The sequence below is a fragment of the Cellvibrio sp. ATLC23 genome, from assembly GCF_057196725.1.
Window position 1 is genome coordinate 443,468 of record NZ_JBXUOS010000001.1, and the last position, 25,089, is coordinate 468,556.

Here is a 25,089-nt window from a genome sequence, read left to right on the forward strand (position 1 = left end):
TTTATCGAGGTTGATAAAATGTGAACTTGGTGTATATTGTTTATTGTTGACAAAATAACTGAGATATTGGGATGTTGGGTTGTTTCATAAGGTTTTTTTAAGAAATCGCAGTTATTGATAACACTTCAATATATAAATTAAAAAATAGGTGATTCATGATGTGTTCGAGTTATAAGCTTGATCGGCCCATTACATTGTTTCTGAAAACCAGCGTGCTTAGTGTGGCCGCATTGTTCCTTATAGCCTGTCAAGATAAGGCGGTAGACAATGCTCCCGCTACAACCTCAGTCGAAACTCCTACCATTGAGAAGATGTTATTTGATTTCGAGGGCGATCAGTTACCGGCGGAAATTAGTTTTTTTAACGCTCAGGGAAGTTTGGTTAAATTCTCAGCGAGTGATACCTCCGCATCGCAAGCATTAAAAGTAAAGTTCAACTCTGTTGATCATGAATACACATCCTTGGTTATCCAGCCAAAGTCAGACAATTGGAATTGGACTGATATCGGCGATGCCAGCCTTGCCTTTGATATTGCCAATGACGGTGAACATTCCGTACAGCTATTCCTGGATGTGTCTGATGCAAAAGGCAATAACTTTACCCGCAGTGTCAGTGTGCCGGTAGGCAAGTCGCGTGTTTATTATTCCAAGTTAAGTGGCCACGATATGGTCAGTGCAAATCCTGATTCTAAAGTGGAGCTTAATGCTGCTTCGGGTTTACGCGGCAACCCGCCGACATGGAAAGGCGATGATGTGCAATTCATCTGGATGTGGGGCGTTATGAATTTGGATTTGTCCGCTATTAAGCGCATATCCTTAAGTGTTCAATATGCTTTGCACAATAAAGAAATTACTCTAGATAATATTCGTGTAATCAAAAGCCCTGCAATGGATAAAGACTTTTTGGTGAGTTTGGTTGATAAGTTCGGCCAGCCAGCCAGGGTGGATTTTGAAGGGAAAATTCATACCGATGCGGAGTTGGCTGAAGCCACTAAACAAGAGCTTGAAGCCTTGAAAAATGGTGCGCCATTGGCAGATCGCTCTCAATTTGGTGGCTGGAAAAATGGCCCTAAACAAGCGGCTACTGGTTATTTTCATCCTAAAAAAGTAGATGGAAAGTGGTGGTTGGTTGATCCAGAAGGCTATTTATATTTTGCCACTGGTTTGGATATCGTACGCTTGGCTAATGCTTACACTATGACTGGTTACGACTATGACGCATCGACTATTGAACAGCGCCGCGCGGATGATCTGACCCCTGAAGATTCAAAAGGTAAAATTGTTATCAGTGAAGCTGCGCAAGAAACCCGTCATTTGGTTTCTAAAACCCGTGCAGACATGTTTGAGTGGTTGCCCAAGCACAGTGATCCTCTGGGAAATCATTACGACTACAATCGCGATGCTCACTCTGGTCCTTTACTCAAAGGTGAAGTGTTTAGTTTTTACAGCGCTAACCTTGAGCGCAAATACGGTGAGTCTGAACCTGAATCCTATTTAAGACAGTGGGAAAAAGTCACTGTGGATCGTATGTTGAGTTGGGGATTTACCTCTTTGGGTAACTGGACTGATCCAAAATTCTACAATAATAAGCGCATCCCATATTTCGCCAATGGCTGGATTATTGGTAACTTCAAAACAGTTTCCAGCGGCAATGATTTTTGGGGCGGTTTGCCTGATCCATTTGATCCTGTTTTTAAAGAACGTGCATTGGTAACAGCCAAAGCAATTGCTGAAGATGTAAAGAACAGCCCTTGGTGTGTAGGTGTATTTATCGACAACGAAAAAAGCTGGGGGCGTTCGGATAGCAAAGAATCTGAATACGGCATAGTGTTAAATACACTGACTCGCGATGGTGCTGACTCTCCGACTAAAAATCAATTTACCCATATGATGCAAGAGAAGTATCAGGATGTGGCTGCATTAAACACTGCTTGGGGAACCTCTATTAGTTCTTGGGAAGAGTTTCAAAAAGGTTTTAAAACTGGCATCAACAACGATGTGCAGTTGCAAGATTTTAGTTTGTTATTCACCAGCTATGCAGAAGAGTATTTTAAAATTGTTGAGGGGGCGTTAACGCAACACATGCCCAATCACATGTATTTAGGTGTGCGTTTCGCAGATTGGGGAATGCCTAAAGACGTAGTTAAAGCAGCGACTAAATATGCAGATGTGATGAGTTACAACCTCTATAAAGAGGGTGTTACTCAAAACAGATGGAAGTTTTTAGCGGAACTGGACAAGCCCAGCATTATCGGAGAGTTTCATATAGGTACAACTGAATCGGGTTTATTTCACCCAGGTTTAGTGCATGCCGCTAATCAAGAAGATCGCGCCAGAATGTACAAAGAGTATATGCAGACGGTAGTAGATAACCCTTACTTTATCGGTGCTCATTGGTTCCAGTACATGGATTCACCGGTCACTGGTCGCTCTTACGATGGCGAAAATTACAATGTGGGTTTTGTGTCGGTTACTGATACACCCTATGCACCTATGGTGAAGGCTGCTAAAGAATTGCATAGTGAAATGTATGAGCGTCGCGCTAAAAAGTAATATGAGTAAATAATGTGATCTGGGCAAGGGAGCTAGTCAGCAATGACTGGCTCTTTTTTTAAAGAAAAAACTAATAATTAATAAAAGCAGGCTTGTTTATGATAAAAAATATACTGGTATTCATTCTGTTAGTCGTGGCGAAACAAGCGTACTGCGCAGAAAAATCACCCAGCCAGCTCCCTTGGTTTGATGCTGAAAAGAGTTTCGAACATCGTGCCGATTTATTAGTAAGCGCAATGACGCTGGATGAAAAAATTGCACAACTCTCTCACGCTACTCCCGCGATTCCTAGGCTAAATGTGCCTGAATATAATTGGTGGAATGAGGCATTACATGGCGTGGCGCGCAATGGCAAAGCCACGATTTTCCCCCAGGCGATTGGTTTGGCTGCAACTTTTGATTTGGACCTTGCTTATAGAGTGTCGTCGGCAATTTCCGATGAGGCGCGAGCGAAATATAAAATTGCGCAATCGATTGGTAATAATGGCCAGTATGCAGGCCTGAGTTTCTGGACGCCAAATGTTAATATATTTCGCGACCCTCGTTGGGGCAGAGGGCAAGAAACTTATGGTGAAGATCCTCTATTGACCGCACAAATCGGCACTGCGTTTGTAAAAGGGTTGCAGGGAAATGATCCAAAATATCTCAAGTCTGCCGGTGTTGCTAAACACTTCGCGGTTCATTCTGGCCCAGAGTCATTGCGCCATCATTTCGATGTGGTTCCTTCGAAAAAAGATCTGTTTGAAACCTATTTGCCCGCTTTTGAAGCTTTGGTTAAGGATGCAAAAGTAGCCGGTGTTATGTGTGCTTACAATGCGGTGAATGGTGACCCTTCTTGCGCAAATAGCTATCTGATTGATGATTTACTTAAAAAACAATGGGGTTTTGACGGGTATATTGTTTCTGATTGCGGTGCACTTAACGATTTTCAAGCTGGTCATAAAGTGACTAAGAGCGGCGTTGAATCGGCAGCATTGGCATTGAAGTCGGGTATAAATTTAAACTGTGGGGACACTTATACACAATCCCTAAAAAAATCCTTTGCTCAGGGTTTGGTCGCTGAAGCGTTGATTGATGAACGCTTAAAACAATTATTATTGATTCGATTTCAGTTAGGTTTTTTTGATCCGGCGGATTTGAATCCTTATGCAAATCTCTCCTCCGATATTATCCACAGCGATAAAAATATTCAGCTATCGCGTGAGGTGGCTACTAAATCTATCGTATTGTTGAAGAATAAAAACAATACACTGCCGCTGTCAAAAACCATTAAAGTGCCTTACGTTACCGGGCCGTTTGCTGCTTCATCTGACATGTTGATCGGAAATTATTACGGCATTACGGATAATTTGGTAACAGTGTTAGAAGGTGTTGCCGGCAAGGTTTCACTGGGCTCATCACTTAATTATCGCAGCGGCGCATTGCCATTTCATAAAAACATCAACCCCCTGAATTGGGCTCCGCAAGAAGCCAGGGCGGCGGATGCAGTTATAGCGGTAGTCGGGGTGACGGCGGATATGGAAGGTGAAGAAGTAGATGCTATTGCTTCTCCAGATCGAGGTGATCGCGTTGATATTACCCTGCCTCAAAATCAAATCGACTATGTAAAAGAAATTGCAAAAAACAAAAAAGGCCCATTAATTTTGGTTGTTGCAGCGGGCAGCCCTGTTGTCTTGGGTGAGCTGCATGAGCTGGCAGATGCGATTCTGTGGATTTGGTATCCAGGTGAGCAGGGCGGTAATGCGGTTGCCGATGTATTATTTGGTGATGCTAATCCATCGGGTCATTTGCCCTTAACTTTTCCCGCGTCAATTAATGATCTGCCTCCATTTGAAAACTATTCGATGGCGGGCAGAACATATAAATACATGGCCAAAACCCCTCTGTACCCTTTCGGTTTTGGTCTCTCTTATACAAAATTTTTATTTAAAAAATTGCAGTTGGATAAACAAAAAATTACTGAAGATCAGTCGTTGATATTTAATGTTGATGTAGAAAATTCTGGAAAGATGGCTGGAGAAACAGTGGTTCAAGCTTACCTTTCAGCTCTATCGCCTATTGAAGGTGAGGCGATAATGGAATTAAAAGTGTTTAAGCGCGTATTGCTTGAGCCTAATCAAAAACAGCGCGTGCAATTTGAGATAGATAAAAAAGATTTATACAGAATTAATCAGGAAGGAAATAAGGTTAGGCTCTCGGGGCGCTACACGTTATGGGTGGGGGATTCTTTACCATCTAAGCGCAGTCTTGACTTAGGTGCGGCTGTACCCCAGCACCAAGTAATAGAGTTTCATTAGATTTTTATCTTGTAGAGCTGTTTGGTATTAATAAACGTTTCGACTTGTGTTGATTCTTAATATAAAAAGTAGGTGATATATGACTGATAATTTTTCACGTCGCAATGCATTAAAACTTGCTGTTGCAGGGCTAGCTACCAGCGCTATTGGGTGTTCAATAAATACAAGTAGTGATAAACCGGTAAAACAACAGGTACTTGATTCATCCGTATCTGATACCTGGAGCAATAGCCATGATCGCGTATGGATTGGCGGTGATTATTGGGCTAACCCCATGGAGGATTGGCGTATTGTTAATGGTGGTGCGGAGTGTTTGAGTGCCGGTGGTAATCGCAGTATTCACTCTCTGACTCATCAGCTGACAAATGCTTCGGGAATTTTTTCTCTTTCAGTTCGCCTTAAGCGAGTTAGTCACGGTGAGCAAGATGGCGGTGCCGGTATTCGCATTGGTGTGAATAGCGATATTAAAGAATATCGCAGTAACTGTTTTGTGCAGAAAGGCTTTGACGCTGGAATTATTCATAATCAACTTGCATTGGGCGATAAACGCGTCGAATTACTGCAAGCTTTGGGCGATGCAGAAGTTGAATTGAAACTCTCTGGTGAGCCGCGTATTGGTGTCTACGCGTTAAAGTTTGAAGCAAGGTTAGTCGGCAGTGGAAAATTAATTGGCCAAATAGATGATTTGGTAGCAACCGATAACATCATGGGTAATGTCGCTGTGGTCAGCAACTTTGCTATTTCTTCTGAGATTGCCGCGAACCCGAAAGGCACCACCTATCGGTTTTCAAAATGGACACTGCAAGGTGATGCATTTAACTATATGCCGGAGCAGAAGTTTGGTCCCATTTTGTGGACCATGTATACACTCAATGATACTCGTACAGATGAAGGCTTTGTGTTGAAGCTGAGTGTATTAACAGGCCCTATGGGTCCTAATGATAGCAACGAGGTTGAGTTGCAAGTTGAAAAGTCCGGTCATTGGAAATCCTTGGCAAGCGCTACGCTTGATCCAGATTCTTGGTTGGCAACATTTCGTATAGCTCATTGGAATGAAAAAGACGATGTGAGCTATCGTGTGGTTTATCGCGAGCAGCGTCGCGATGGCAGTCATGTGCCAGATTATTTCCCTGGTCTTATTAAAGCCAATCCTGTGGGTCGTAATTTGCGTATGGCAGCACTGACTTGCCAAAATGATTATGCGTTCCCCTATGCACCGGTAGCAAATAATGTTGCCAAATTAAATCCGGATTTAGTGTTTTTTTCCGGTGACCAACTCTATGAAAATCACGGCGGTTTTGGTTTTATTCGCACGCCCACGGAGCCCGCTATTTTAAACTATTTGCGAAAATTTTATCAATTTGGTTGGGCGTTTAGAGATGTGATGCGCAATGCACCAACCATTTGTTTGCCAGATGATCACGATATATTGCAAGGTAATTTATGGGGCGAGGGCGGCGCAGCTGCACCTGCCGACGCCCCCATCGCAGGTAATGTGGATGCTTGGGGTGGTTATGTAACGCCGATACGTGTTGTTAATGTGGTGCATAAAACCAACACGGCGCATCACCCGGAACCCTATGATGCAACTCCTACCCCGCGTGGCATGAGTGTTTATTACACCGATTTAGTTTACGGCAATGTAGGCTTTGCGATTCTTGCTGATCGCCAGTGGAAGAGCGGTCCGGAACGTTTAAATATTCATGTCGGTGTGACCGGCGAAGGTGAAGTCCCAACTTATATTAACCCCAATTTTGATCGCGCTGATTTACATCTGTTAGGAACCAAACAAGAAGAGTTTTTAGCGCAGTGGGCTAGTGATTGGCGCAGTCATTCATTAAAAGCTGTTTTAAGCCAAACTGTTTTTGCTGGTATATCGACGCATCAACCGTTGCCCACAAAATATTTAAAATATGATTTTGATTCCAGCGGTTGGCCTGCCAGCGCACGCAATCGTGCGATTGAAATCATGCGCACATCAAAAGCGTTGCATATTTGTGGTGATACGCATTTGGGAACATTATCGCAATATGGTGTACACGCACAGCGCGATAGTAACTGGGCATTTTGTACCCCTGCCATTGCAGCAGGTTGGCCAAGATGGTGGCGCCCTGACGATATAAAAATTCCTTTTGCTCATCGTCCTGCCCATGGTCACTCACAAACCGGTGAATATTTGGATAGTTTCGGTAATAAAATCTATGTTTATGCCGTTGGTAATCCCGAGGTGGGTAAGTCCAATAATCGTTATATTCAAGCTCATGAAAAAGGCAGTGGTTTTGGTTTTATTGTGTTTGACACCGCCGCTAAAACCTATACAACCCAAGCCTTTAAATTCTTAGTGGACGTCGCAAGTAACAGCCCAGAAAATCAATTTTTGGGTTGGCCGGTGACTATTCATCAAGACGAAAATATGGGCATGAATAAGTTAGCCTGATATTCATGCAGGGTATTTTAAAACTGAAAAGTGGTGTTTGCGATGAAGAATAGTAATTTGTTGAAAGGGGTAAATATGTCTTTTAAGTGGAGCATATTTTTTATATGCACCTTGATGCAAATTACTATTGTTCAGGCTAAAAATGCTGATGGGGTTGTTTATGGGGGCGAGTTAAGAAAGTGGCATAGTTTATCCTTAACATTTGATGGCCCCTATGTAACTGAGCAAGACGAATTTAATCCTTTTTTGAATTATCGCTTGAATGTGATTTTTACGCATGAAGCGTCTGGTAAATCTTATCTTGTACCTGGCTATTTTGCTGCCGATGGCAATGCAGCTAATAGCTCAGCTGATGCGGGGAATAAGTGGCGAGTCAATTTTTCTGCAGACGAAACTGGACGTTGGCAATGGCAGGCGAGTTTTCGTAAGAATAACTGGGTTGCGGTATCCGATAAGCCGAATGCGGGTGTTTCTGCGGGCTTTATGGATGGTCAAAACGGACATTTCATTATTGATAAAAGTAATAAAAAATCACCTGATTTTCGTGCTGCAGGACGATTGAAATATGTAGGTAAACCCTATTTACAATTTGCACAAACCCAAGAATATTTTATCAAGGCAGGCGCGGATGCTCCGGAAAATCTACTTTCTTATTTTGATTTTGATGGGGATTTTGCGACCGACGGACATAAGGATGACCTTGTTAAAACCTGGTCTGCGCATTTAAAAGATTGGAAAAAAGGCGATCCAACATGGCAAGGAGATAAAGGGAAAGCCTTGGTGGGGGCGCTTAATTATCTTTCATCCAAAGGTATGAATTCAATTTCATTTTTAACACTAAACATCCTTGGTGATGATCAAAATGTATTCCCTTATATAAACTACAACACCTACGATAGGTTTGATGTATCTAAACTAGCGCAGTGGGACATTATCTTTGAGCATGCGCAGCAACGTGGATTATTTTTGCATTTCAAAACGCAAGAAATGGAAAATCAGGGGTTGCTGGATGGTGGCGGTTTAGGTGTTCAACGCAAACTTTATTATCGTGAACTGATCGCGCGGTTTGGTCATCACCTCGCGTTGAATTGGAACATGGGTGAAGAAAATGGCGAATGGGTAAACAATCATCCGACGCCACCACAGAATACATCGCAGCGTCTGGCGATGGCGGATTATTTTTATCATTTAGATCCCTATCAACATCATCGCGTTATTCATAATGGCAATGATTTTAAGGATCTTGTTGCTGCCCGCAGCCATTATACCGGCGCTAGCGTGCAAACAGGCTTAAAGAGTTTTTCCGATGTCCACACAGCCGTTAAACGCTTGCGTGATTGGCCTGTCGTAAATGATCAGTCTTGGGCAATTGCCGTAGATGAACCTGGTGATGCCGAGGATGCCTTATTGCCAGACCATGAAGATCCAAAGCATAATCTGGCGCGAATGAATGGTTTGTGGGGTGCGTTAATGGCCGGGGCTTGGGGAACTGAATGGTATTTTGGTTATGCCCATGAACACTCGGATTTAACCGCACAGGATTGGCGTTCACGGGATTTATTCTGGTCGCAAGCTAAACATGCGTTGGACTTTTTTAAAATTATTAATGTTCCCTATCAAAAAGCTGTCTCTGCCGATGGCTTATTAAGTGGAAAAAATTTCCAGCAGGGAACTGATGGTTATGTATTGGCCTCGGACGCAGAATTTTATTTGGTTTTTATCAAGGATGCTTCAGTAGCGTTAAATTTATCGTTACCTGAAAAGCCTGCAAGCTATTCGGTGGAGTGGTTTGACCCAAGGAATGGAGGAAAGCTGCAAAAGGGCACGATAACTAATATTAAGTTAGATAAGCCGGCGGGTGGAGAGGGCTGGGAAAGAGCTGCTGCCAGTTTGGGTTTTCCTCCGAGTGATAAAAACTCTGATTGGGCAGTGTTAATAAAACGAATGTAATTACCCTGCATGCTTATCTCACAAAGCTGCGGCCACATACCGCGGCTTTTTTATTTAGATTAAAATGTCGCCTCACGTTATTGATAAATGTTAACAGTTAACATATATTTGAGTTGCTTTAAGGTTCGAGACATAGATGTCGCCTAGTTATAAAAATAATAATTAATGTAATTCTTTAAAATTCATATCGCTAAACATTAGTTTTCCATCCATCTAAATATAATCACGTGGAGCTTTGTTATGAAAAAATATATTTCATGTTGTATTGCATTAATGTTGACGTCGACACCACTATTCGCCGCCGACTGGGATTCTTTTCCAATTCCTGCACCGGCTGGAGCAGGTAAAACATGGCAGCTGCAGTCAATATCTGATCAGTTTAATTACAATGCTAGTCCTACCGTTAAACCGGCGGAGTTTAACTCGCGCTGGGTTCCTTCTTTTATCAATAGTTGGACTGGGCCTGGCGATACTGAATTTAATGCCGGCCATTCTTATACAACGGGAGGCTCTTTAGCGTTGCAATCAACAGCTAAGGCGGGCACCAACAAAATCTATACCGGTATCATTTCATCTAAGCAAACCTTTACCTACCCATTGTATTTGGAGGCGCGGGTGAAGCATACCGGCAACACTCTGGCTAATGCGGTGTGGATGCTAAGTGCTGATTCAACGCAAGAAATTGATGCGATGGAATCCTATGGTAGTGATCGTGCTGGGCAGGAGTGGTTTGATCAGCGTATGCATGTAAGTCACCATGTATTTATTCGCTCTCCCTTTCAAGATTATCAACCAAAAGATGAGGGGTCATGGGTTGTAAATCCGGCGGGCGGCACTTGGCGTGGCGCAATGCATGTGTACGGAGTGCATTGGAAAGATCCGTGGAATCTAGATTACTACATTGATGGTGTAAAAGTTCGTACAGTTTCGGGCCCGGCAATGATCGACCCTAACAACTTCACTAATGGCACAGGCATCAATAAACCTTTGCATATTATTATTGATGTTGAGCATCAAGACTGGCGCGACGTACGACCAACGGCAGCGGAATTGGCCGATACCAGCAAGAGCATTATGTTTGTGGATTGGATAAGAGTTTATAAGCCAGCAGCTGCAACCGCTAGTTCGGCGGCCACGAGTAGTTCTTCTAGCAGTGCTGCGACTAATAATGTTCAGCTTATTGATTTTGCCAACTATTTTGATACCGGTAAATCGACAGCTAGTGTCGCTGGCGATACCTATGTTGGTTTTAATAAGTCTGGAAACGGCAATATTAATTACAACACAGCCGGTGATTGGGGCGACTACTTTTTCACTTTACCTAGCGATGGAAGTTACAAATTTGAAATTATTACCGCATCACCCATGGCAACCAGTGGTATAGGTGCGAAATTAATTATCGACGGAATATATGTGGGGACTATTAACGTTGGTTCTACAGGTGGCTGGGAAGTTTATGCTCCCTTTGCGCTATCCAATAATATTTCGATAGGCTCTGGCACTCATACACTTCGAATTGAAAGTGTGGGTACTAGCGCTTGGCAGTGGAATGGTGATCAAATTCGTATTACTAAGGTTCAATAACCTTAACTTAGTAAGCCATGACTGCCTATAAAAATTCTATATGGCTCATTTGGGTATAAACCTATTGTCACAAGAGTATATTCTCTTGCAGGCAATAGGTTTTTTTATTAGTTGTTACGCTTATTTTTTTCCTGAATTAACTGCAACTGTTCGATGTAAGTTTGTGCTTCGTCTGTACGCTGTTCTTGCTTTAAATAGGTAATTAGCAGATTCAAATTGTCCGGGCGTTGTTCGGGTGTCTTGATCAATATATTTATCGCATCGGATCTGCGTCCAAGTTGTTCCAGCGTTAAGGCATGAGCTTGCAAGTAAGTAAGGTTGGCGCCGTCCAGTTCGGTTGCGCGGCGCAAGGCTTTTTCAGCCGCAATGTAAATTTTTTGACGAATCAAGCTTAACCCAAGGGCGTAGTGTAAGGATGCGTTAGCGGGATTTTGAGCGATGCCCGTTTGCAAACTTTTTTGCGCTTCCGTTTCTAGTCCTTGCATGCGGTAAAGATCTGCTAGGTTCAAATGTGCATTGGCAAACTGGGGCGATAATTTAATCGCCAGTTCATAGGCGGTTTTAGCAGCGGCTATGTTTTGTTGTCGGGCGTAAAAAATACCCAAATTCATTTGTGCTTCGGGTGTATCAGCATTCACCTGTTGGGCTTGAATATATTCCGCAAATAGAGTGCCCAGTTGCGCTTGAATATCTTTGTTTGAGTTTTGAATATTTATTTCTGCTAACAGGCGTGCCACCTCTAATCGCACGACTTTGGCTTTATCCTTGGCCAGTGGTAATAAATAATCTACGCGTTGAGCGGCGGGCAGCGCTGCAAAAAAACTTACCGCCGCTTTGCGCATCAATGGGTCTTTAGCTGTTAATTGCTGCTGGGCACTGGCCAAACTTGCTGCTGTGGGTGGCAGTAAACTCAGTGCAGTGGCTTGCACCAGTGAAGGTGCTGCAGCACTAGTGGGCGAATTAATTAGTTTTATGAGTGCTGGTTCGGCGCTGGCTTGTCTTTGTTGCGCAGCGTGAATGGTTTGGCCGTAGTGTGCGGGTAGGGATTTATCCTGTTGTGCTAACCAACCTTGTAGTGCTGTTGCGGCCCAGGGATTTGTTTTGTTTTGATGGCAATTAACGCAGGCATTAGGCGCATCTAATGCATCGCTCAAATCGGGACGCGGAATACGAATGCTGTGATCTCGGCGCCCATCGACCACCATGTAATTTGTGCTGGGCATATGGCAATTAACACATTGTGCACCTTCACTCTTAGATGTGTGATGGTGATGCTTGGGGGTATCAAAATGGTCGGGCGCGTGGCACTGGGCGCAAACCTGATTTTCCGGCGCACGCAATTTGAGTGAATGAGGCTCGTGGCAATTGCTGCAGGTCACACCCTTATGAAACATTTTGCTTTGCACAAAAGAACCCATTTCAAATACTTCATCACGAATTTGACCGTCGGAGTGATAGAGCGGTTCTTCCAGGAGTGATAAGTCAAATGCATTATGAAATTCAGCGGCTGGGGTGCCATAAGGTAGTGCTTCGCTAATTTGTGCGCGTCGCCCATGGCAAGAGCCACACACATTTATTTGAGTATCATCTCGCTCGCCACTGTGAACCAAGGTTGGATGTGCTTGGGTTTTTAGCCAAGCGCCAACAGGGCTAAGGGATACATCAAAACCACTATGGGGATGCTGTTTAGCCGTGTCCTTTTTTACTAACTGTAAATGTTTTTTACCTGGCCCATGGCAAGCTTCGCAACTCACATTAATCTCTGACCAGCGAGTGTTATAAGTATTGTTGGTTGAATTGTAATTGCGTTCAAGGTTGGTAGAGTGGCAGGCAGCGCAGCGACTGTTCCAATTAAAATAAGCACCGGTCCAATGCAATACATCATTGTGCGGAATAGCTTCGTTAGGATAAAGGTGATACCAGCGTTGTCCGCCCTCAGTTTTAGGGCGCGAGTCCCAGGCGATATTCAGTGCTTGATAGCGACCATCGGGAAAGCCGATCAAATATTGCTGTAACGGAAAAAAACCAAAGGTGTAGTTAATTTTAAAATTTTGCTGAACTCCCTCAGCATTTTCGGTCTCTACCCAGAATTCGTTATCTTTGCGATAAAAACGCGACTTGCTGCCAAAGTGTTCAAACACTTGATTATTAAAATTCCCTAACACCGACTGTTCAGATGCTTCGCGCATAGCCCAATCGTGATCGGAATTTTGCCACTGTTGGTATTCTTTAAGGTGGCAGCCTTTGCAGGCCTCTGCGCCGATAAAATTCTCGGCAGGGCGGGTAGGGCTTGCTGCACTGACATTCAGTACATAAGCCATTAACGAAAAAATACTCAAGGTGGTTGCAATAATACGAATCATAAGCGGTGTAGCATTTACAGAATGTTAAAATACAAAAGCAAGGCAGTTAGCGCCAGAAAAAATTCGCTTGCTTTGGGTGTAGTGGAAGTTGATTGTTATCGCCCTGTTACTTGAATGTAGACTAGGCTTATGGGGTTATACTAGCGCGAATACTTGTTTATGTGTCGACCAATATTATGATTGATATTCCCCTTGATACCATTCTTTATATTTTGCTTCCGATATTATCAGCACAACTGATACTGGTGGTGCTGATCTATTTTTCATTGGTGAGTCGGCGAGTTTTATCGGGTTATGGTTTTCATGTTTGTTATCTCGTTTGTTATGTTATTTATCTGTTGGGCAAAGCGCTGCAAAATTTTGCTGAGGCTGATTCACAATTAAGGATTTTATTTTTTCGCGTACTGGTGTTATTTGCTTTGGGCATACCTTCAATGGTGATTGCCACGGCGTTACAAACTGGAACGCATGTAACCAAGCGCTGCCAAGGGCTGCTGTATTCGTTGGGTTTGCTCGCGAGTGGTGGTTACATTGTCATAATGGATGCGACTACGGGGCAGCTGTTAGTGCCTGATGGGTTTAGCGCGCTGCTGCCGTTTACTCCGAGTGTTAAGCTCGCTGAATGGAGTTTAACGTTTTACCTCCTGCTCGCACTTATCGCGCCCTGTTGCTATTTGCTTTACCAGCAGCTCCAAGGGCGGCGCAGCCCCGTAGCACTCAGTTTTTTGGCAGGCAGTATTAGCTTCGGGCTGTTTCATGGTGCGACTACTTTGTTTCAGCAAGCCTATTGGTTGCTTTACCTTGGTGCCATAGTGACAGTGTGCTGTTGGTGCTGGGCGGTGTATCAAGACATTCGTTACACCAAAGGGCGAGCTGAGTTATTGCAAGAGGAGTTGCAGTTATTGATTGGTTCGGGAAAAAACGCTTCAAAGCAAGCTATCGATATCTTATTGGGGCAGTTGGAAGCCAGCACTCGCGGCAACCTTGCGCTTTATAAACTTAAAGTGCGCGAAACTATTGATCGTCTAACGGGCTTAGGGATTGAGGCCGGTGGCAATCTCGATAATCTTCTTGCGCGCAATGTGGAGCGCAATCAGGCGCTTGAAAATAGTGGCGATTTGCTCGCAGTGCGCGCGATTATTGCGGATGAAGCCCTAGCGTTTTCTACATTGATTGCGCAGTTACCCAAAGAGCAGGAACATTCAATTGCTGCGCGCGCACAAGCCTTTATCAACCAACATTATCGCGATGAGATTGATGTGGCGAGTATCGCGCAAGAATTTAATGTCAGTCAGTCTTATCTTATGCGGGTGTTCAAAAAAAATACGGGGCAGACCTTGAATCAGTATTTGGTCAGCACTCGCATTAATCAGGCTAAAAAATTACTTTTGGTGCAATCAGTCACAACAACCGCTTTTGATGTCGGTTTTAACAGTGCAAATTATTTCAGCACTGTATTCAAAAAAGAAACCGGTCAAGCACCGGTCGATTTTCAAAAAAACCATCAGTCACCACAAACAAATTAATTTAGCGCATAGAATGTTTCCCTAAGCAATTAATTAATCATTGTTAATCAATTGCTTAGGTTCTTGTTCAGGATTTTGAAGGGCGTGGTGCAGGATTCTGAAGGCCGAGTTTTGAACTAATCATTAAGCTATTAATAATGATTAGTCCTTTTCTGCGAGCCAAATACCATGCATAAAAATCAGCGCAATTCTATTCACAACTACCTCTCTTACCTTGGCTTAGTGCTACTCATCTGTAGTGCTTGGGCCTGTTATGGCGCCGCACCGGCAAAACCCAATATCGTTTTTATTCTTTCTGATGATGCCGGTTATGCGGATTTTGGCTTTCAGGGCAGCACTGAAATTCCCACGCCCAATTTGGATCAATTAGCGCAAGAGGGCGTGGTATTTAAACAGGCTTATGTCAGCGCCTCGGTCTGTGGTCCCTCGCGCGCTGGATTACTCACCGGTAAATATCCGCAACGTTTTGGTTTTGAAGAAAACAATGTACCGGGTTATATGAGCAGCTCAGGCGCCACTGGCGATGATATGGGCATGCGTTTGGATCAGCTCACCATGGCTAATTATTTAGCTGAACGCGGTTACCGCACCAGTCTTATAGGTAAGTGGCATCAAGGCAATGAGGATAAGTTTCATCCTCTTAAGCGGGGATTTGATGAATTTTTTGGTTTTCGCGGCGGTGCGCGCAGTTATTTTCCCTTTACTCAAATACACCCCAGTTCGCGCCGGGAGGATTTTTTAGAGCGCAATTTTAATAGTTACGGCGAAAGCTCTCTTTACCTGACTGATGCTCTTGCGAATGAGACTATCGAGTTTATTAAGCGCAATAAACACCAACCTTTTTTTGCTTTTTTGTCCTTAACGGCGCCCCATTATCCAATGGAGGCAGAGCAGGGCGATCTCGACCAATTTCCTCATCTTACCGGGGAGCGAAAAATCTATGCTGCCATGATGTTAAACATGGATAGAGCTATAGGCCGAGTGTTGCAAACACTGCAACAGGAAGGCTTAAGTGATAATACCTTGGTGATATTTACCAACGATAACGGCGGGCCTAGCGATCACAATGGCTCGATCAATCTCCCCTTGAGTGGCACCAAGGCCAATCTGCTAGAAGGTGGCATTCGGGTGCCAATGGTTATGCGCTGGCCGGGTATAACTCAGCCCGGCAGTAGTTATGCCCCTATGGTTTCTACTCTGGATTTATTACCCACTTTTTATGCCGCCGCCGGAGGCAATTTGCGTCAGGCTAAAGGTTTGGATGGTGTTTACCTTAAACCCTTTTTACAGGGAAAAAATATTCAGTCACCGCACAAAAATTTATTCTGGCGTGAGGGGCCGATTGCCGCTCTGCGGCAGGGCGATTGGAAATTGTTGCGCTTTCCTGATCGCCCAGCAGAGTTATACAACATTGCTACAGACCCCTCCGAGTTAACTGATTTGGCGCTGCAAGATCCCGCTAAAGTTAGCCAACTTTATCGCCAGCTATTTGCATGGGAATTAACGCTGGATCGCCCCGCGTGGCAACTAAAACCCGAATTTTTAGGTGCGGTAATTAAACGTATGGATGATTACTGGCATAAACCCGAATAACAACATTAATGTAAAACCCGTGACAAACAGGAGTATCAAAATGATGAAACTAAGCCAGCGGTTAATGCAGGCCGCGTTTATGGTGGTGATTAGTTGCAGCGCACTGGGTGCGGATAAACGCCCGAATATTTTGGTGATATTGGCTGATGATTTGGGCTATAACGATGTTGGATTTACCAACGGCCAAACAGAAATAAAAACACCGCATCTTGATGCACTTGCAAACGAGGGTGTGGTTTTTGAAAACGGCTACGTCACTCATCCTTATTGCGGGCCGTCCCGTGCGGGTCTAATCACTGGGCGCTATCAAGCGCGCTTTGGTATGGAAAATAATGTGAGTTATTCCCCCGACGACAAGTACATGGGGTTACCACTAACAGAAAAAACCTTTCCAGCCCGCTTGCAAGAAGTCGGTTATAAAACGGCGGTGTTTGGCAAATGGCATTTAGGCGGTGCGCCACACTTTCAACCTAATGAGCGCGGTTTCGATTATTTTTATGGGTTCTTGGATGGCGGTCACAATTATATGCCCGGTGAGGTTCATCTTGGGGCTGGTGGTTATTTGCTGCCGATTATGCGCAACAAAGGTGTTGCTGAATTTGATGAGTACTTAACCACGGCCTTAAGCCGCGATGCAGCGCGATATATTGAACGCACCAGCAAAGAACAGGCGCCATTTTTTATTTACATGAGTTACAACGCGCCCCATGCACCGCTCCAAGCGCCACAAAATTATCTTGATAAATACGCGCATATTAAAGACGAAAAACGCCGCACCTATGCCGCTATGGTGGATGCGATGGATGATGGTATTGGTATGTTGATCGACGCCTTGGATAAAAGTGGTGAGCTGGACAATACGCTCATTTTTTTCTTGAGCGATAACGGTGGGCTTTATCCTTACGCATGGTGGCCTGACTATACCTGGGCCGATAACAGCCCTTTCCGTTTCGGTAAAGTAGCGCTTACTGAAGGCGGAGTGCATGTGCCTTTCATTGCTCACTGGCCCAAAAAAATTACCAAAGGTAAACGTTTAAACGGATTGGTTTCCGCCTTAGATATTGCCGCCACTTCTTTAGCTTTGGCGGGCGCTAATACTAAAGACGCCAAACTCGATGGCGTAGACCTAACCGCGTACGTTACCGGTAAAAGTAAACAATCACCGCACAAAGCCTTATTTTGGCGCATGGAAGAAGCCGATAATTTATGGGCGGTGCGCACGCAAACAGAAAAATATTTAAACCAGCCGTTGCCAGATTTAGGTCTCGCTTTTTTTGATATGGTTAAAGACCCTATTGAACAGCACAATATTGCCGGACAAAGACCAAAGCAAGAACAACAGCTGGCCAAGCTTTGGAACGATTGGAATAAAAAGAATCAACGCAATGTGCTGTTGCAAAACGAGGCTTACGAAAAAAGACGCAATAGTTTTTATGAGGCGCTCTATCAAGAAAACCTGAAGGATGCGCAAAAACCCCAGTGGTATATCCAATGACTTTGGCGCGCTCAATGTGTTGAGCGCTAGGTAGTCTCAATTTATACCTTCTAACAACGGATTTTTATCACCCGTGTAAATACAAGCCCTTCAGTGGAGGGTTTCCCTAAAGTTGTGTATTGTTTATTGTCTACAACTTAAAGGGTAATCCTATGAAGCGCAGAACTGTTATTAAAACTGGCGTTGCAGCTCTAGGCTGCGCACTGTTCTCTCGCCCTGGCCTTGCTGCTGCCATTGAGCGAGATGATTTATGCCAATTGTCGGCTCCCTTAAAACTAGCTAAAGGTTCAGACGCCTATTGGCTGGGAGCTGATTTTTGGAGCAATCGTCTGCAGGACTGGAAGCTGCAAAATAACCGCATTGAGTGTATTCGCGCCGATAAAAGTTTTGAAATGCGCACAGTGTCTTTATTAACACGCTTTCTTGAGGCGGGCGATAAACCCGGCCGATTACAGATGACAGTGGGCACGCTGGATCCGGAAAAACCGGGTTTTTGTGGGTTTTTATTGGGGGTCGGTAAGGGCGAATTGGATTATCGCGGTTGCGCACTGGCTCAGCGCGCCAGTGGTACCAATGGTGGTTTTATGGCGGTACTGACTAGCGCTGGCAAGCTCGAGTTTCGCGATTTTACTCGCAAAGATAACACTCTTGCCTTTGATCAATTGGAGCGCACCGGCAGTGAGCCGATTAGTAATGTCGGCGATAAAAGCATCATTCTCGACTGCCATCTTGATCCTGTGGCTAAGGGAATCTTCGATGTGCGCCTAGTCGCCAGTGATGCGGCAACCGGTAAAGAATTGGCCTTCGCCGTGCGTGCAGCCGTACCTGCCGATGAGTTGCGCGGTGGAGTGATGCTGCTTTCTTCACCGCCTACCGGCCAGGATGGTGCGCGCTGGTGGTTTAAAGACATTGCCACCGGTGGTGAAAAAATTGGGGAGTATCCTGAGCGGGCACTGGGCCCTGTATTGGCCTGCTTACATAGCTTGAATGTAAATGTGCTTAAACTCACTGCACAGTTTATGCCTATAGACCTTAGCCAAAATCCGCGCGCGCAGTTGCACTACAAGGCCCCTGGCGCAAAAGGCTGGCGGCAAGCTGGGGTTGCGGATATCGAAGAGGGTTTTATCGCCGTATTTCGCCACGCCAAGTGGAACTCTAGTAAAACCTGGGATTACCGCATTGTCCTGGAGGGTAGTGATGAGACACTGTTCAGTGGCCAAATTCGCCGCGATCCAGGCAAAACCAAAGAGCTAAAAGTCGCCCTGTTTTCCTGCATCACTCCCACATCGCGCAATCTGGAGGAGGGTGTCTATAGCAAATTTGTTCCTCAGGAGCGCGAGCTGGGGCGTTACACCCAAGACAATATTGTTTTCCCCCACAAAACCTTGGTTGGTCATTGTGAAAGCCATGAACCTGATTTGTATATTTTTTGCGGCGATCAATTTTACGAAGCCAATCCTACCCGTTGGTGGGCAAATCGTCCCGATACTAAGATAGATACACTTTACCGCTGGTATATGTTCCTCTGGACTTTTCGCGATGCAACGCGCGATAAGCCGGCAATAGTGCTTATTGATGACCACGATGTGTTGCAGGGCAATCTCTGGGGGCAAGCGGGGCTAGATGGCACTGGTGAGCGGGAAGAGGACGGTGGCTATCGCTGGGACAAAGACCTAGTACGTATGGTGCATCGAATAGAGAACGCCCATAACCCAGATGCGTATGACCCCACGCCTATCGCCCATAATATTCCTGTGACTTATGGCGCCTTTCGATATGGTGGTATCAGTTTTGGTCTGCTCGAAGATCGCAAATTTAAATCAAAACCCGACCCAGCTAAACCCTACGCCAGCCAAACCGGTGAACTGCTAGGTGAACGGCAAGAGGCTTTTTTAAAGGCCTGGAAAAATATGCATGTGGGGTATGAAAAAGTGGTTATTACCGCTTCGTCTTGGGTGTGTGCGCAAACCACTCCGGATCAAAAACCGCTGGTCGATTTTGACTCCAATGGCTATCCGCCTATTGCTCGCACGCGGGCAGTGCATTTGGTGCACGAGGTAAGCAATTTAATTTTGGCGGGCGATCAACATTTGGCGATGCTAAAACAAATAGGGGTGAATGATTTCGATGATGGCCCCGTACAATTCTGCGGCCCTGCTGCGGGTGTCTTTTGGCAGCGCTGGTTTGAGCCGGGCGGTAGCCTGCCCAACCAGCGGGAACAAGACCCCAATACCGGCAACTTCACCGATGCCTTTGGCAACAAAGTGCGCATACTCGCGGTTGTCAACCCTAAAATCAGCTATCGGGAATATCTAAAACACGTTACCAATGGTATGCAATTTTTAGCCGATCCAGAGTTAAAAAGTGAAGGCTATGGTTTAATTCGTATTAATCACCAGAAAAAGCACTTCGACATAGAGTGCTGGCCTTGGCATGCTAATCCAAAAACCGATAAACAGTTTTCCGGCTGGCCTTACAGGGTGAAGTTCCGCGGTTAGGTGTAATTTTTTTAATAGGCAATATGAATATAAAATAACCCCCTGTGTTGTCGCACAGGGGGTTATTTTTTATTGCAAGTGTTCTAAGGTCAATTCCAGGTTGCTGTTCATCAACGCGGTTTTGTTGATCCGCATTTTGGCTTTGATTATTTTTGTGCCCATTACATAAGCCTTGGCATTGTTAATTGCATCTACGGCCAGTAATTCATCTCCTGAAAAATACCAGGTAGATAATTTCTGTTCAGCATTATTTTCGCGTCTAACTATGACGTGATCGTAGCCAGTTGAAAGCCCCACCATCTGTAATTTCACATCGTACTGATCGGACCAAAACCAGGGTGGGGCATGGTAATCTTGCCCTTTGCCGCAAATAGCTAAGGCGGCAATTTTGGCTTGATCGACAGCGTTTTGTACCGACTCCAAACGTATGTGGCGTTGATAGTGAGGGTTAAAGTGATAAGTGCAGTCGCCAATGGCATAGATGTTTTCATCGCTGGTGCGTGCCTGTGCGTCAACACAAATACCATTTTCAATGGTTAAACCCGCTTGTTCAGCGAGCGTTTTATTTACTCGCACACCGACACCCACAATAATAATATCGGCTGGGTATTCCGCGCCGTCACTGGTGATCACTTTATTAACGCCTGCGTCAGTGGTGATGGCACTGACATTTTTATCGGTAATAATGTTTACACCATGAGACTCGTGCAATTGTAAAAAGAAAGCCGACATTTCAGGCGCGGTGACACGGGCGAGAATACGATTTTCGCGCTCTACCACCACCAGGGATGCGCCCAATTTTTTCAGTGAGGCCGCCGTTTCCAAACCTATATAACCGCCGCCAATAATCACAACACGCTTGTTTGAGCTGTTGTGAAGAGCCGCTTTGATGCCTAGGCTATCTTCCAGGCTGCGCATAAAAAATAGATTGTGCGCATCAGTTAAGCCACTGATCGCCGGCACTATAGGGCTTGCGCCGGTCGCTAGAATTAATTTGTCGTAATAGAGTTCATCACCACTATGGGTAGAGATTTTTTTTGCCTTAGCATCCAGCTGGGTGACTGTAACCCCCAGCAATAATTCGATGTCATCTTGTGTGTAACTGGCTTCTGGCTTGAGCGCCAGTTTTTCGATTGGATCATCGCTGGTGATATAGGTTTTTGACAGTGGCGGACGGTGATAGGGAAGCCTTGGGTCGCTATCGATAAGTACAATTTTTCCTGCCCAGCCCTCTTTGCGCAGTGCAAAGGCGGCGTTAACACCGGCGTGACTGGCGCCGACGATAATACAAGTTGCTGTTGTAAGCGGATGCTTAGTCATAGCCTTTAACCCACAAATAATTGTTTATGGTTGTTTGAATGTTGTTGATTGGTTTGGATTGTTTAGCCAACAACTTCGAGTACCAAGCCATCTACCTGAGGGGTGATTTCAATTTGGCAACACAAACGACTGAACTCATTTACATTGTCGTCCAGCTCCAGCATGTCTTTCTCAATGTCACTGGCAGCGGTTAATTTACTGGCATGCTCTGCTGGAACATAAACATGGCAAGTTGCACAGGAGCAGACGCCACCACAGTCGCCGCCAATACCTGGAATGCCATTGTTAACCGCCAGTTCCATTGCATTGCCTGAAGTTGCCTCTAAAGTGATACTGTCTTTACCGGGAGTAATAAACGTAATTTTGGCCATTTTGGTTTCTCGTGTAAAAATGTTGTATTCAAGAATTGTTCGAATAAGAGATTATTTTGATAATTGCAGCTGCAACTTGTGGTAACCCACCTTGCGCTGAAATTCACCCCAGTTTTCAATATTTTCCTGTGCATCACTCAGGGTTATTTTATCGACTTGTTGGCACAGCTCATCCAACAGAATTTGCATGATTACCCGCGCGTGAGTTGCACCAAGGCAATTGTGATGACTAAAACCAAAACCGACGTGCGGATTTAATTTTCGATCCAGCATTACCTCGTTAGGGTTTTCAAAAACGGTTGCATCGCGGTTGGCGGAGGCCCAGCAGAGTGAAATTCGGGTGTCGTTTTTGACTGCATGGCCACAAACTTCACTGTCTTTAGTCGCAACTCTTCCCATATGGGTGAGGGGAGAGAAATAACGTATGAGTTCTTCAATCGCACGGTTATGAATTTCAGGTTCTTTGCGTAAACGCGTCAGGGATTCGGGTTTTTCACCCAAATAAGCGAGAGTATTAGTGACCATATTGATCACTGTGTCGCGACCGCCAGCAAAGGTGAGCACAATGATGCCTTTAATTTCATCGTGAGTTAATTTTCTGCCTTGCACTTCAGTGGTTAATAACACCGAAAAAATATCGTCGCTGGGCGATTTTTCTGCCTCGGCGATTTTTTTATCAATATAGTTATAAAGTACCTGGGCTTTGCTGCCATCTAATGGATTATCTTCACTGCGAAATACGTGGGTTCCCCAGCTGATAAATACCTCCGCTTCTGCATAAGGAATATTGAGCAGTAGGGTTAAGGCGCGAGATTGTAGCGGCAGCGCAAAATCGTAAATGGCTTCAATGGAATCCTGTTGTAGAGATTCCTGTATTAATGCCGAAATTTGTTGGCGCAACGCTTGGCGATAAGTTTCTTCCAGTGGCCGTTTAAACCAAGGCTCTAAAAAGGCGCGGTAATCGCCGTGTAGGGGCGGGTCTACTTCAAAGGGAACCTGGCGAATATCGCGAATATTGACTTCGGACGGCACCACAATTCTGCCGGGAGTGGCGGCAGAGCTAAAGGTTTTCCAGTCGTGCGCACATTTTCGTAAATCTTTATGGCGCAGCACCATCATCACCGGATCATTTTGATCATCCACAAAACCAACACCTTGCTCAGTGCGAGCTTGCTCAAAAGGGTCGGGAATACCAGTGTGATTAAACGGGCACTTGCTCATAGTGGGCGTCTCCAAGCGATCATTGATGGCTTTTATGATAGAGCGGAGACCTTGCGGCTAATACACAGATAAGGTGAAAAAGTATCAGAAATTTGACATGAACTTCAATGGACTAGTTGAGCTAATACAGAGTTGCTTGTTCGCCGCGAGTAGTAAAAACGACACTTTCAACGGCTAGCTGAAAGTGTCGCTAATTTATTCAATATAGCAATTTATTTAACATTTTACTCTTTTAAGAATTCATCAAAAAATGCTTTGGAGTTATTAAGTGTTAAGAATCCAAATATCCAGGCATTTTCAACGCAGTCGGAAAAATCAAAACCACCGGCTTTAATTGAGGGGTTTTCGTATCCGCTGATATTGTTGTTTGCATCCGCAACTCGTTGCGCTTCACTCCAGATATTGCCTACACCAACATCGGCTTTTGCTCTCTGCCAATCACTACCGTCTTTGGTGTTAAATCCAGGTGTGCCGTTACCCGTCGAATTACCATCAGCAATTTTGTTGTATTGCGCGGTATTTTTCACATAGGTTAAATCGGCGGGTGTTGTTTTATCTTCGTTCCAGTTGCTGTGTTGAACAACATGAAAGCGCGTTTTCAAATTAATGCTGGGATTAGCCTGCTGAATGGCTCTGAGTACATCGGCGGTAAAATCCGATTGACCCGCTTCTTGTACCCAAATATCGCCGCCGGCATTCAATGTTGCCAAGGTTTTTTGCGTGACGTTATTAACGGCAGCATTCCAATTGGTAGAAGCGTTGGACCAATTGCTTCCAAACGCTAAGTTAAAAAGTTGTGGTGCATCTATATAGCGGCCACCTTGAGTGCCGATAGTTCCAGCTACTGCATGGTATTTCACATTATTAAAGCGTGAATCGCGCAACATGGTGGCTAGGGCAGCAACTGCGTGCACATCATCTAGATCAGGTTTTTGATCGAAGTGGGCGAGCAATAAATCCTTGGTTGTATTGAATTTTCCGAGAATGACATTATCCACTGGTGGATTGTTGGTGTCTGGTTCTACTTTTTTAATGTCGATCCAATTGATGTTGAATCCACCTGTGAGCATATTTAAACGCAGCATTTTTTTGCCTGCGGTCAGACTTTTTTTAGCCGAGCTGAGTGTTTGCCAGCTTTGCCATCCGCCTGTGTTTGGAATAGTCAGCGTGCTACCCAACAGAGCGCCATCAATATCAATACTGAGTGTGCCGGAAGTATTGGGCGATGCAATGCGGAGTTGAAGTTGGTATTCGCCTGCACTAGTGATATTGATGGGATATTCCAGCCATTCCCCACTATTAATCCAGCCGATATTGAGGCCACCGCCAGTATCGCTTGTTGTTTGAATATCGACATTGCCGGATTGCCCTTGCCCGCCTTGATTGCCGGGTGTTGTATCAAATGCTGTTAAAAAATCTTCTGCCTGAATTTTGGCTGGGACATTGATGTAGCTGATAGTAGGTTGACCAAAACTGTCGCAGCGCAGTGTGCCGCACATGCAAATACTAAGGCTGGATTTGCTGTTGGCACAGTCTGTCGCAGAGCTACCATAAGTGTTTTTACACTCGCTTGTAGTGTTGCACTGATCCTGTGCCAATAATGTGCTTGAAAACAATAATGCAGAAATAGAAAAACAAAATTTTATTTTATTCATGTTTATCTCCTTTTAGCTAAAGCTGACAGTAAATGGGTGTGTTTGAGTAGGTGTAGCGGAATCCGCTAACAGATTGAGTTTATGCTGATGGTAGAATTATTTCGTGTTGCTGTTCGCAAGGATTAGAATGAAAAAATTATGCGGATCTATAATTATTTTATTTGTGATCTGCTTAGTAAAAGCTCCAGCGGAACTGGAGCTTGTTTGCTTGAGTGTGAGGTGAAAAA

Annotated in this window: 14 protein-coding genes; 9 read left to right on the forward strand and 5 right to left on the reverse strand. The window is 44.7% G+C overall.

The genetic code is table 11. The annotated features are described in order from the left end of the window. The first annotated feature begins 221 nt into the window (after positions 1 to 221). The 5 genes from AC2CG4_RS01785 (at position 222) to AC2CG4_RS01805 (ending at position 10,820) form a co-directional block, all read left to right on the forward strand. The gene (locus tag AC2CG4_RS01785) at positions 222 to 2,552 is read left to right on the forward strand and encodes a beta-galactosidase (protein WP_484484622.1); all 2,331 of its coding nucleotides are present in this window, start codon (positions 222 to 224) and stop codon (positions 2,550 to 2,552) included. Positions 2,553 to 2,788: 236 nt separating this feature from the next. Then, positions 2,789 to 4,849: a glycoside hydrolase family 3 C-terminal domain-containing protein gene (locus AC2CG4_RS01790; RefSeq protein ID WP_484484855.1), complete on the forward strand. Its 2,061-nt coding sequence runs from the start codon at positions 2,789 to 2,791 to the stop codon at positions 4,847 to 4,849. 79 nt (positions 4,850 to 4,928) lie between these two features. Next, entirely contained in the window at positions 4,929 to 7,286 is a 2,358-nt protein-coding gene (locus AC2CG4_RS01795) for an alkaline phosphatase D family protein (protein WP_484484623.1), read from the forward strand. 42 nt (positions 7,287 to 7,328) lie between these two features. Then, the gene (locus AC2CG4_RS01800) at positions 7,329 to 9,236 is read left to right on the forward strand and encodes a DUF5060 domain-containing protein (protein WP_484484624.1); all 1,908 of its coding nucleotides are present in this window, start codon (positions 7,329 to 7,331) and stop codon (positions 9,234 to 9,236) included. Between the two features lie 240 nt (positions 9,237 to 9,476). After that, positions 9,477 to 10,820 (forward strand): carbohydrate-binding protein, encoded by a 1,344-nt coding sequence (locus AC2CG4_RS01805; protein WP_484484625.1) that lies wholly within the window; start codon positions 9,477 to 9,479, stop codon positions 10,818 to 10,820. A gap of 107 nt (positions 10,821 to 10,927) precedes the next feature. Here the strand turns inward: AC2CG4_RS01805 and AC2CG4_RS01810 are convergent, their stop codons facing one another. Next, entirely contained in the window at positions 10,928 to 13,183 is a 2,256-nt protein-coding gene (locus AC2CG4_RS01810) for a multiheme c-type cytochrome (RefSeq protein ID WP_484484626.1), read from the reverse strand. A 176-nt stretch (positions 13,184 to 13,359) separates the two neighbouring features. Here AC2CG4_RS01810 and AC2CG4_RS01815 point away from each other — a divergent pair, with 176 nt between their 5' ends. The 4 genes from AC2CG4_RS01815 (at position 13,360) to AC2CG4_RS01830 (ending at position 20,295) form a co-directional block, all read left to right on the forward strand. Beyond that, positions 13,360 to 14,709 carry a helix-turn-helix transcriptional regulator gene (locus AC2CG4_RS01815; RefSeq protein ID WP_484484627.1) on the forward strand — a complete coding sequence of 450 codons (1,350 nt, stop codon included), beginning with the start codon at positions 13,360 to 13,362 and terminating at the stop codon, positions 14,707 to 14,709. A 168-nt stretch (positions 14,710 to 14,877) separates the two neighbouring features. After that, complete coding sequence (locus tag AC2CG4_RS01820) at positions 14,878 to 16,302, forward strand: sulfatase-like hydrolase/transferase (protein WP_484484628.1); 1,425 nt, start codon at positions 14,878 to 14,880, stop codon at positions 16,300 to 16,302. 40 nt (positions 16,303 to 16,342) lie between these two features. Beyond that, positions 16,343 to 17,797, forward strand: coding sequence for a sulfatase family protein (locus AC2CG4_RS01825; protein ID WP_484484629.1), 1,455 nt, complete (start codon positions 16,343 to 16,345; stop codon positions 17,795 to 17,797). Between the two features lie 152 nt (positions 17,798 to 17,949). Continuing rightward, a complete protein-coding gene (locus AC2CG4_RS01830; RefSeq protein ID WP_484484630.1) occupies positions 17,950 to 20,295 on the forward strand; it encodes an alkaline phosphatase D family protein in 2,346 nt (781 codons plus the stop codon). A 69-nt stretch (positions 20,296 to 20,364) separates the two neighbouring features. Here AC2CG4_RS01830 and AC2CG4_RS01835 read toward each other — a convergent pair whose 3' ends face one another. From AC2CG4_RS01835 to AC2CG4_RS01850, 4 genes are all read right to left on the reverse strand, one after another. Next, complete coding sequence (locus tag AC2CG4_RS01835; protein WP_484484631.1) at positions 20,365 to 21,615, reverse strand: NAD(P)/FAD-dependent oxidoreductase; 1,251 nt, start codon at positions 21,613 to 21,615, stop codon at positions 20,365 to 20,367. Between the two features lie 62 nt (positions 21,616 to 21,677). Then, positions 21,678 to 21,986 carry a 2Fe-2S iron-sulfur cluster-binding protein gene (locus tag AC2CG4_RS01840; RefSeq protein ID WP_151030841.1) on the reverse strand — a complete coding sequence of 103 codons (309 nt, stop codon included), beginning with the start codon at positions 21,984 to 21,986 and terminating at the stop codon, positions 21,678 to 21,680. A 51-nt stretch (positions 21,987 to 22,037) separates the two neighbouring features. Next, positions 22,038 to 23,207: a cytochrome P450 gene (locus tag AC2CG4_RS01845; RefSeq protein WP_484484632.1), complete on the reverse strand. Its 1,170-nt coding sequence runs from the start codon at positions 23,205 to 23,207 to the stop codon at positions 22,038 to 22,040. A 224-nt stretch (positions 23,208 to 23,431) separates the two neighbouring features. Then, complete coding sequence (locus AC2CG4_RS01850) at positions 23,432 to 24,862, reverse strand: carbohydrate-binding protein (protein ID WP_484484633.1); 1,431 nt, start codon at positions 24,860 to 24,862, stop codon at positions 23,432 to 23,434. Positions 24,863 to 25,089: the final 227 nt, after the last annotated feature.

What these genes read in the sequence shown, in the direction of transcription:
- AC2CG4_RS01850 (WP_484484633.1), bottom strand. Translation starts at nt 24,862, where the DNA reads ATGAATAAAATAAAATTTTGTTTTTCTATTTCTGCATTATTGTTTTCA.
- AC2CG4_RS01835 (WP_484484631.1), bottom strand. Translation starts at nt 21,615, where the DNA reads ATGACTAAGCATCCGCTTACAACAGCAACTTGTATTATCGTCGGCGCC.
- AC2CG4_RS01820 (WP_484484628.1), top strand. Translation starts at nt 14,878, where the DNA reads ATGCATAAAAATCAGCGCAATTCTATTCACAACTACCTCTCTTACCTT.
- AC2CG4_RS01815 (WP_484484627.1), top strand. Translation starts at nt 13,360, where the DNA reads ATGATTGATATTCCCCTTGATACCATTCTTTATATTTTGCTTCCGATA.
- AC2CG4_RS01805 (WP_484484625.1), top strand. Translation starts at nt 9,477, where the DNA reads ATGAAAAAATATATTTCATGTTGTATTGCATTAATGTTGACGTCGACA.
- AC2CG4_RS01830 (WP_484484630.1), top strand. Translation starts at nt 17,950, where the DNA reads ATGAAGCGCAGAACTGTTATTAAAACTGGCGTTGCAGCTCTAGGCTGC.
- AC2CG4_RS01810 (WP_484484626.1), bottom strand. Translation starts at nt 13,183, where the DNA reads ATGATTCGTATTATTGCAACCACCTTGAGTATTTTTTCGTTAATGGCT.
- AC2CG4_RS01840 (WP_151030841.1), bottom strand. Translation starts at nt 21,986, where the DNA reads ATGGCCAAAATTACGTTTATTACTCCCGGTAAAGACAGTATCACTTTA.
- AC2CG4_RS01795 (WP_484484623.1), top strand. Translation starts at nt 4,929, where the DNA reads ATGACTGATAATTTTTCACGTCGCAATGCATTAAAACTTGCTGTTGCA.
- AC2CG4_RS01790 (WP_484484855.1), top strand. Translation starts at nt 2,789, where the DNA reads ATGACGCTGGATGAAAAAATTGCACAACTCTCTCACGCTACTCCCGCG.
- AC2CG4_RS01825 (WP_484484629.1), top strand. Translation starts at nt 16,343, where the DNA reads ATGATGAAACTAAGCCAGCGGTTAATGCAGGCCGCGTTTATGGTGGTG.
- AC2CG4_RS01800 (WP_484484624.1), top strand. Translation starts at nt 7,329, where the DNA reads ATGAAGAATAGTAATTTGTTGAAAGGGGTAAATATGTCTTTTAAGTGG.
- AC2CG4_RS01845 (WP_484484632.1), bottom strand. Translation starts at nt 23,207, where the DNA reads ATGAGCAAGTGCCCGTTTAATCACACTGGTATTCCCGACCCTTTTGAG.